Source organism: Gammaproteobacteria bacterium, assembly GCA_027296625.1.
In the GTDB taxonomy this organism is placed as follows: Bacteria; Pseudomonadota; Gammaproteobacteria; order JAKEHO01; family JAKEHO01; genus JAKEHO01.
The window spans coordinates 52,479-61,146 of sequence record JAPUIX010000135.1 but is presented as its reverse complement, the minus strand read 5'-3'; the positions used below and the strand labels follow the sequence as shown (position 1 = coordinate 61,146).

9 protein-coding genes are annotated in these 8,668 nt (G+C 54.7%); 5 read left to right on the top strand and 4 right to left on the bottom strand.

Annotation, left to right across the window (positions count from 1 at the left end):
• From O6944_07885 to O6944_07870, 4 genes are all read right to left on the bottom strand, one after another.
• A partial coding sequence (locus O6944_07885; GenBank protein ID MCZ6719051.1) for a sigma-70 family RNA polymerase sigma factor occupies positions 1–514 on the bottom strand: 514 nt, incomplete at its 3' end.
• A 77-nt stretch (positions 515–591) separates the two neighbouring features.
• Entirely contained in the window at positions 592–1,602 is a 1,011-nt protein-coding gene (locus O6944_07880) for an NAD(P)-dependent glycerol-3-phosphate dehydrogenase (protein ID MCZ6719050.1), read from the bottom strand.
• Positions 1,603–1,644: 42 nt separating this feature from the next.
• On the bottom strand, positions 1,645–2,145 hold the full coding sequence (gene secB, locus O6944_07875) for a protein-export chaperone SecB (GenBank protein ID MCZ6719049.1): 501 nt from the start codon (positions 2,143–2,145) through the stop codon (positions 1,645–1,647).
• Between the two features lie 77 nt (positions 2,146–2,222).
• A complete protein-coding gene (locus O6944_07870) occupies positions 2,223–2,648 on the bottom strand; it encodes a rhodanese-like domain-containing protein (protein ID MCZ6719048.1) in 426 nt (141 codons plus the stop codon).
• 354 nt (positions 2,649–3,002) lie between these two features.
• Here O6944_07870 and gpmI point away from each other — a divergent pair, with 354 nt between their 5' ends.
• From gpmI to O6944_07845, 5 genes are all read left to right on the top strand, one after another.
• Positions 3,003–4,592: a 2,3-bisphosphoglycerate-independent phosphoglycerate mutase gene (gene gpmI, locus O6944_07865; GenBank protein ID MCZ6719047.1), complete on the top strand. Its 1,590-nt coding sequence runs from the start codon at positions 3,003–3,005 to the stop codon at positions 4,590–4,592.
• A 17-nt stretch (positions 4,593–4,609) separates the two neighbouring features.
• Positions 4,610–5,800, top strand: coding sequence for a peptidoglycan DD-metalloendopeptidase family protein (locus O6944_07860; protein MCZ6719046.1), 1,191 nt, complete (start codon positions 4,610–4,612; stop codon positions 5,798–5,800).
• A gap of 166 nt (positions 5,801–5,966) precedes the next feature.
• The gene (locus O6944_07855) at positions 5,967–7,310 is read left to right on the top strand and encodes a S41 family peptidase (protein MCZ6719045.1); all 1,344 of its coding nucleotides are present in this window, start codon (positions 5,967–5,969) and stop codon (positions 7,308–7,310) included.
• Positions 7,307–8,152: a divergent polysaccharide deacetylase family protein gene (locus O6944_07850; GenBank protein MCZ6719044.1), complete on the top strand. Its 846-nt coding sequence runs from the start codon at positions 7,307–7,309 to the stop codon at positions 8,150–8,152. Before O6944_07855 ends, O6944_07850 begins: the two co-directional genes overlap by 4 nt.
• Positions 8,107–8,658: a DJ-1/PfpI family protein gene (locus O6944_07845; protein MCZ6719043.1), complete on the top strand. Its 552-nt coding sequence runs from the start codon at positions 8,107–8,109 to the stop codon at positions 8,656–8,658. The genes O6944_07850 and O6944_07845 overlap by 46 nt, the downstream gene beginning before the upstream one ends.
• Positions 8,659–8,668: the final 10 nt, after the last annotated feature.

Genomic DNA, 8,668 nt, shown 5'->3' with positions numbered 1-8,668 from the left:
CGACCTGCCATCGTTGCCGTAGTTTCTTCACAGCCGCCGCACATTGGCGGCGCACCGTGCCGGGGGGTAAGCCCAAAACCTCAGCCACTTCCCGGTGTGTTAATCCAATCCAATAACGCATCAGCAAGAGGTTCTGTTCTTTCTCATCCAGCGTCCCGATCACTGTACGAAGATACTCGTGTTCATCGCTCGCCTCAACGGATAACTCGGTCGCGGCATCGACGACGTCGCTGTCAAAGCGGACCGGGGAGGCGGTTTGGCGGCGGTAGCTGTCGATGTGGGCGTTCACGGCAATGCGATAGAGCAGCGCCACTGGGGCGCGGGGATCCTTGCAGACCACTTGAATAAAGCGCGCAAAAGCCTCGGACAACAGATCATAAGCGGCATCCTGGGAGCAACCCCGCGCGACCAGGAAGCGCCACAGGCGAGGCGCCTGTTGCCGGTAGAACGCGCTGAATGCCCCGTGGTCACTCTCCCGGCAATAGTCTTTGATGAGTTGTTTCGGGTCAGTCATTCATCCCGGTCTGTGCGTCAGGTGCTTGCGCGCCAACGCGATTTGCGATTAACGGCGGATCCTTGTCCAGGGCCAGCTCAGAGGGTTTCTGCCTTGGGATCCCGGGCGAGCAAGGCCTGCACCGCCTCGCGGGGCGTGCTCTCGCCACTTAAGACCCGAACCACCTGATGGGTAATGGGCATCTCGATACCCAATTTTTGCGCAAGCGTATCGACTTCATAGGCTGTCCGCACGCCTTCGACAACCTGGCCGATCTGCGCCAGGGCCTGCTCCACCGTGGCCCCTTTGGCGAGCGCAAGCCCAAAACGTCGATTACGCGACTGATCCTCGGTCGCGGTCAACACCAGATCCCCCAGTCCCGCCAGCCCCATAAAGGTCTCGCGCTTCCCGCCCAAGGCCACGCCGAGGCGTATGATCTCTGCAAGCCCGCGCGTGATCAGCGCGGTACGGGTATTGGCACCGAACCCGAGTCCATCGGCGATGCCAGCCGCAATCGCCAAGACATTTTTCACCGCGCCGCCGACCTCGACACCGATGATATCGTCATTGGTGTAGGTCCTGAATGACTCACTGTGAAATCGCCTGGCGAGGTCAGAGGCAAATTTCGCATCACTGGATGCCACCGTGACGGCGGTCGGCAGGCCTTTGGCGACTTCCACTGCAAAGGACGGTCCCGAAAGTACAGCCGTGGGCACCTCCTCACCCAAGACCTCACCAGCCACCTCATGGTTGAGTAGCTGGGTCCCCGCCTCCAAGCCCTTGCACGCCATACAGATCCGAATTCCCGCATGGGAGGCGCGCGCAATGAGTTCCAGGACACTCCGCAGGCCCTGACATGGGACCGCAATGACGATGTCATTCACGCCTGACAGGACGGCAGCCAAGTCATCCACGGGTTCCAAGAGGTCCTGGAAACCATACCCAGGGAGGTAGCGTTTGTTGGTTCGATCGCGCTTGAGGGCGGCCATGGTTTCCCTGTTGCGTCCCCATAAATAGGTCGGCTGATGATTGCGCGTCAGCACGATCGCAAGCGCAGTCCCCCATGAACCTGCGCCTGCTACCAGCACCGGTGTTGTATCGCTTGCCATCGCCAGTGCCTGATGAATAAGGTGGTGGAATGAGAGTTAGGATTAATGCGTTACCGCCGGTGGGTTTGCGGCATCCCCGCTTTGCTGCCTCACTTGCTCCGCATAGAGGGCCTCGAAATTCACCGGCGCCAGCAGCAATTGCGGGAATCCCCCGCGGGTCACCAAGTCCGAAACCATCTCCCGCGCAAAGGGATATAGGATATTGGGACACATGGTGGCAAGCACCCTCGCTTTCAAATTTTCCGGGAAGCCACTGACTTGGAAGATCCCTGCTTGGTTTACCTCGGCCAGATAGACTGTTTTCTCCGCAAATGTCACTGTGACCGTCACGGTCAACACAACCTCGTAAAGATCGTTACCGTGTGTTGTCGCATGATTCGCAAGCTGGAGGTTAACCGTTGGTTTCCAATCTTCCGAGAAAATCTGGGGTGAATGGGGTGTCTCAAACGAGAGGTCCTTGGTATAAACCTTCTGGATCATGAGCTGGCCGGATCGAGTCTGCGCTTGACCAGCGGGCTTCGGCGTCTCAGATTGTTCCGTCATATTTTGCTTCCAAGATTAGAGCTCTGGGCATCTTTTTTAGTCTTCGTCGCAAAAAGCACTTCGGGCTTGCGATAACATCATTTTTTTGTCAGTGGGAGATTTGCATTTCGCCAGGCAAGGATACCACCTTTTAAATTGTACACTTGTGTAAACTCCTCCTTTAACAAGGTCCTGCACGCGCGTACGGACGCAGAGCCATTAGTGCAATAAATAATAACAGGTCGCGCGCGGTATTTTGCTAGCGCTCTTGGTAAATCTTGGAGCTGTGTTAATGGTTTATGTAGTGCATTTAGGATATGACCATCGGAAAAATCGGCTTTATCCCGGACGTCAACAACAACTGCATCCTGGCGATTCATTAGCTGCGTGGCCTGCATAGGCCCGACCTGCTTAACACCTAGAAACCTGCTCCCTAATAGATTCCAGCCAAGCAAAACGAGAATGACTGCCAGCAGCGCGAAAAGGAACCAATAATTAACAACAAACTCAATATAACGGTCCATTAAAAAATCGCTCGCGTGATTAACGGGAGATACTGCATGGGCTGGCAGTAAGTTTGCCGCCAAATTTAGTCCAACGCATGATACGATTTATTTCTCTTTTGTCCACGAAGGTTCTCACGTATTTGGCAAATTAAGCATGTCAGAGAAGGGCCATTTCGTGGTACCCTATATATAAGTTGGTGACGATAAGACCCATCATATAAGGAATAGCCCTAAGCGCTTGCGAGGATTGCATAGTCACCTAATCGAGCTGTGACACCTCCCAGTATTTGCAAGCGATCAGATTGCAGATAGATCAACACTCTGGCACCCACCACTGCTAAAGCAAGCGACACAACCGCCGACCTTAGGCCTATGACCACGCGCCGCAGACCCATCGTTCTGATCGTGCTTGACGGGTGGGGCTACAGCGAAAACACCTTATACAACGCCATCCATAGCGCCAACACACCCGTTTGGGAGAGCCTGTGGGAAGAATATCCGCACACGCTGTTGCTTTGCTCCGGGGTGGACGTTGGCTTGCCCGATAACCAGATGGGAAATTCCGAGGTTGGGCACATGCACATTGGTGCGGGTCGAATTGTCGATCAGGAATTCAGCCGTATTTCCCGCGCGATTGACGACGACTCGTTCTTCAAAAATAAAGTGCTTACAGACGCGATTGATAAAGCTGCTACCACCCAACATGCCGTGCACGTCATCGGCTTGCTATCCCCCGGGGGTGTACACAGCCACGAAGATCACATTTTCGCCATCATGGAGATCGCAGCTCGGCGCGGTGTGGAAAAGGTCTATCTCCATGCCTTTCTCGACGGGCGCGACAGACCACCAAAGAGTGCGGCCGAATCCATCCAACAAGCCCAGATGCATTTTTCGAAACTGGGGAGCGGCCGCATCGCTTCGCTAATCGGGCGTTACTTTGCTATGGACAGAGACAAGCGCTGGGCGCGGACGCTGTACACATACGATCTCATCAGCCAGGGTAAAGCGGACTATCGATCGGAGGATCCATTGATTGCGCTGGACATAGCTTATGGGCGGGGTGAGACGGATGAATTTGTGAAATCAACCGCCATTGTCCCCAGTGGGGAGCGCCCCATTAGTGTTCAAGACGGTGATATCGTCATATTCGCAAATTACCGTGCGGACCGTGCACGGCAGTTGACCCAAGCCTTCATTGAACCAAACTTTGACTACTTTCCGCGTGACCATACGCCGCAACTTGGCGCATTTATCAGTCTCACTGCATACAGTGCGGACTATGATATTCCAGTGGCGTTCCCCCCAGAAACGCTCAGGAACGTTTTCGGCGAATACATTTCAAAGTTTGGCCTTCGACAATTGCGGATCGCAGAAACAGAAAAGTATGCCCATGTCACGTATTTTTTTGACGGAGGCGAGGAACGGGAGTTTCCGGGTGAGGACCGTATACTTATCCCGTCACCTCGCGTCTCCACATACGATCTCAAGCCGGAGATGAGTGCCAATCAAATCACGACCCGATTGGTTGAGGCCATTGATAATCGCCGATACGATGCCATCATTTGCAACTTCGCAAATGCCGACTTGGTCGGCCATTCAGGAGACTTCAACGCGACAGTCAAGGCCGTCGAAGCCATCGATGACTGCCTCGGAAAGATCGTGGATGCGACTCAAAAGGTCGGCGGCGAGCTGTTAATCACAGCTGACCATGGCAACGCTGAACAGATGCGGGGGTTCACGACGGAGAAGGCGCGTGGTCAACCACATACTGCGCACACAAGCAATCCGGTTCCCCTGATCTATGTTGGCCGCGCCGCCGACATATTACCAACGACCGGGGCATTGTCGGATATTGCACCGACCATGCTCCACTTGATGGGGCTGGAAAAACCGGCGGAGATGACCGGACACAACCTTGTACACCTTGTGGAGTACCCTGCCGAGGCAACCATCGGGAATTAGGCTCAGTCCGCGCGCTTATGCCGAAACGTCGCTGGATGCCCCCAGCTTTTCTGCCCGTCTGGCAATCTGTTACTTTCTCCTTATGCCTCACAGCCGTCGGGGCGGCCGCGCCACCAACAGATAACGAGAAAACCACTGAGCTGGAAACGCTGCGCTCTCGCATCGAAGGCGTCCAGCGTGAGCTGGATACGACACAAGCCAAAGCAGATTCCGTTTACAAGCAACTCCGCGACACCGAGGTGGCCATTGGCAAGGCCGCCAAGCGATTGGAGGAAATAGAACGCTCAATAAAAGAAAAGCTCGTAACGTTGGAAGATCTAGAACGATCGAGGCGTGCGAACCAAGCCAAAATTATTAGTGAGCGCGACCAGCTGGCACAGCAAATTCGCGCAGCGTACATGATGGGACAGCATGACTTTCTGAAGTTGTTACTCAACCAGCAAGATCCGTCTGCTATGGGGCGGGTGCTCATCTACTATGAATATCACAATCGGGCCAGGACCCAGCGGATCGCACTGGCGAAAGAAAAGCTCGGCGCTATCAGCGCCATTGAAGAATCGATCAAGCTTGAGGCGCAAGCATTACAAGACCTTAAGGTCGAGCAACTTGAAAGCATCGATAAGATCACAGCCTACCGGGCATCGAGGAAACGGCTTATTGCTCGGCTGCACCAAGAATTAGACCGGCATGGAGAGGAGCTTGAACGACACCGAAAGGATGAGCGCCGCTTGGAAGCGCTGGTCGAATCATTGGGCGAGGTCGCGCCCGCGCCACTCGAACCGCTTGACGATGTGGAGCCGTTCGCAACGCTGAAAGGCAAACTCACTTGGCCTGTAGACGGCAAACTCGTGATCCGTTTTGGCAGCCCGAAAAAAGAAGCCTCGCTCAAATGGCAAGGCGTTTTCATCAGCGCACGCCCTGGCGAGGAGCTACAAGCAATCAATCATGGCCGTGTCGTATTCGCGGATTGGTTCCGGACTTTAGGCCTCCTGATCATCATCGACCACGGGGAGGGGTACATGAGCGTCTATGGACACAACCAGAGCCTCTACAAATCCGTAGGAGACTGGGTTGAGGCTGGCGAGGTCATCGCAAGCGTGGGTAACACCGGCGGGCAGACTAACAACGGCCTCTATTTCGAGATCAGGCACGAGGGTGAGCCCCAGAATCCTGCATTGTGGTGCCGCCGCAGCCGTCAAGCCCGATAGATAACTTGTCACCCTATGCCTCGCACTTGTATGCTTTAGCGTTGCCCGTGCCGATCTGGGCCTTGCCATCGGCTACGGCGTCAGGCCAAGAGAGCCTTCAGCAAACGGCTAACCCCCGTGAATTAGGCCAGAACTGGCTCCAAATACTATGCATGGAGTGAACTCAATGAATTCTGTGGCGCGAAACATATTGATTCTAATCCTCGGACTCGTGCTTGGGGTGCAAATTGCCATTGGTGAGAGTGACGTTGAACAAAATACCAACAAAGATGCCAAATCACTGCCTTTGGATGAACTCCGCACCTTTACCGAGGTTTTCGCCAAGATAAAAAACGATTATGTGGAACCGGTTGAAGATTCGGCCCTCTTAGAGAACGCGATCCGTGGCATGCTGGCCGGGCTGGATCCACATTCCGATTACCTTGATGAGGAAGCCTACAAGGAACTTCAGGAAGGAACGACGGGCGAGTTCGGGGGACTCGGGATTGAGGTCAGCATGGAGGATGGTTTCGTCAAGGTCATTGCCCCCATCGATGACACGCCGGCCCAGCGGGCTGGTATCAAGGCCGGGGATTTGATCATTCGTTTAGACGATACCCCTGTGAAGGGACTCAGCTTGAATGAGGCAGTCAAGAGTATGCGCGGGGCCCCTGGTACAGATATTACTCTGACGATCGTGAGGGAGGACGAGGATAAGCCGCTTACGATTAAGATCACTCGGGCAATCATCACGGTACAGAGTGTGAAGGGCCGTACCCTTGAGCCGGGGTTCGGCTACATTCGGGTATCACACTTTCAGGCGGCTACCGGTGAGCATCTACGCGAGGAACTCAGCGCACTCAAAAAAGAAAACGGCGGGGAGCTGGAAGGATTGGTTCTGGACCTTCGCAATAACCCTGGCGGGATCCTGAGCGCTGCCGTCGCCGTCTCCGATGTTTTTCTCGTTAAAGGTCTGATCGTCTATACCGAGGGTCGTGTCAAAGACTCTGAATTGAAATTCAATGCAAGGCCCCCAGACTTTTTGAAAGGCGCTCCATTGGTTGTCCTCGTTAATGAGGGCTCGGCCTCCGCATCGGAGATTGTAGCTGGTGCGCTCCAGGATCATAAACGCGCCCTGATTATCGGCAGTCAAACTTTTGGTAAAGGTTCAGTGCAGACCATCTTGCCAATGAATAATAGTGCTGCATTAAAGCTGACGACCGCCCGTTACTACACCCCGGCCGGGCGTTCCATACAAGCCGAAGGAATCACCCCAGATATTAAGCTTGGCAAAATTAAGCTCGCTGAAGCGGACGAGGATGCCATACCAACAGTCAAGGAATCGAATCTTGCGAGACATCTTCAGAACCACGATACGGAGAGTGACCAGAAAGACAGCGAGAAAACTGACGTCGAGTCCCCGGCATCCGCAGATGAGAGCACAGAGTCGCTTGCAACGACGGACTACGAGCTGTATGAAGCGCTCAACCTATTGAAGGGACTCGCCATACTCAATCGAAAATCCACTTGACCTTGCCAATAAAGAATCGTCGGTCGCGGCTGAGTCTGCCCGTCAGGGGACTCGCTGTCTGCGTTGGTTTAATATCAGGGCTGGGCATCCAAGGCGCCGAATACGACAATGGGGCGCGCCCACAAATTAGCATCATCATCGACGACATGGGCTATGGACTCCATGAGGGACGGGAAGCCATTGCACTCCCCGGACCATTGGCCTACAGCATCCTTCCTTTTTCGCCGAACGGCAACGAATTAGCCCTCGAAGCATCGAGGAAAGGTAAAGAGGTGCTCCTGCATATGCCGATGCAATCCACTAGCGGTAATCATTTGCTCGAACCGAGTGCCTTGACAATCGAGATGAGCCACACCCAGTTCGTTGATACACTACAACGCGCCATGATGTCGGTGCCACTCGCAACCGGCATCAACAACCACATGGGCAGCCTTCTAACCCGCCACCCAGGACCCATGCAATGGCTGATCGAAACTATCCGGGAACATGGCTACTTCTTCGTTGACAGCCGAACCACTCCATACACGGTTGCAGCGGATATCGCCAGGCGGAACCATGTACCCAATCTAACGCGAGATGTCTTCCTCGATAATGTTCAGGATGCAACACACATTAACGCCCAGTTTGAGCGACTGGTTGCGCTCGCTAAGCAGCAAGGCACTGCGCTTGCCATCGCTCACCCGCATCCCAAAACGATCGCGGTATTGTCCAGGGTGCTCCCATCACTCAGCGACTATGGGGTCCATCTGGTGAGCCTGAGGGAGATGATCGCTTATCGCACACGGAGCGACACAGAATGGCAACTGTCCTTGTCCCGCTCGCAGATGGATGCGAAGAATTAGAGGCGGTCACCATTGTCGATATCCTGCGACGCGCAGGTATCGATGTCGTCACTGCTGGCCTCGATGATCAACTCGTGAGAGCGAGCCACGGCGTAAGAATTATGCCTGACACAAATCTCGACGAGGCACTGACGCGAGACTACGACATGGTTGTACTGCCGGGGGGCTTACTCGGAGCGGACAACCTCGACGAAGATCCGCGCGTGAAGGAACTCCTCAAGAAGATGGCGAACAGTGAAAGATTCACTGCCGCCATCTGTGCGGCTCCGAAGGTGTTAGCCAATGCAGGACTGTTGCGGGGCAAGAAAGCGACCGCCTACCCGGGCAGTCTGGATAGTGTCAACCACCAAGCGCAGCTGGTATCAGGGGACGCCGTAGTCAGAGACGGTAAGGTCATCACCTCGCGAGGCCCGGGTACCGCGATGGATTTTGCCCTCGCCCTGATTGAGGCGCTCACGGGCAAGGCCAAGCGTGACGAAGTGGAACGCGCGCTGGTCAGGCCATAAGACTGCCGCA

Coding starts and splice junctions, on each gene's coding strand:
- gpmI (MCZ6719047.1), top strand. CDS start 3,003: ATGACCACGCGCCGCAGACCCATCGTTCTGATCGTGCTTGACGGGTGG.
- O6944_07880 (MCZ6719050.1), bottom strand. CDS start 1,602: ATGGCAAGCGATACAACACCGGTGCTGGTAGCAGGCGCAGGTTCATGG.
- O6944_07845 (MCZ6719043.1), top strand. CDS start 8,107: ATGGCAACTGTCCTTGTCCCGCTCGCAGATGGATGCGAAGAATTAGAG.
- O6944_07870 (MCZ6719048.1), bottom strand. CDS start 2,648: ATGGACCGTTATATTGAGTTTGTTGTTAATTATTGGTTCCTTTTCGCG.
- secB (MCZ6719049.1), bottom strand. CDS start 2,145: ATGACGGAACAATCTGAGACGCCGAAGCCCGCTGGTCAAGCGCAGACT.
- O6944_07860 (MCZ6719046.1), top strand. CDS start 4,610: ATGCCGAAACGTCGCTGGATGCCCCCAGCTTTTCTGCCCGTCTGGCAA.
- O6944_07855 (MCZ6719045.1), top strand. CDS start 5,967: ATGAATTCTGTGGCGCGAAACATATTGATTCTAATCCTCGGACTCGTG.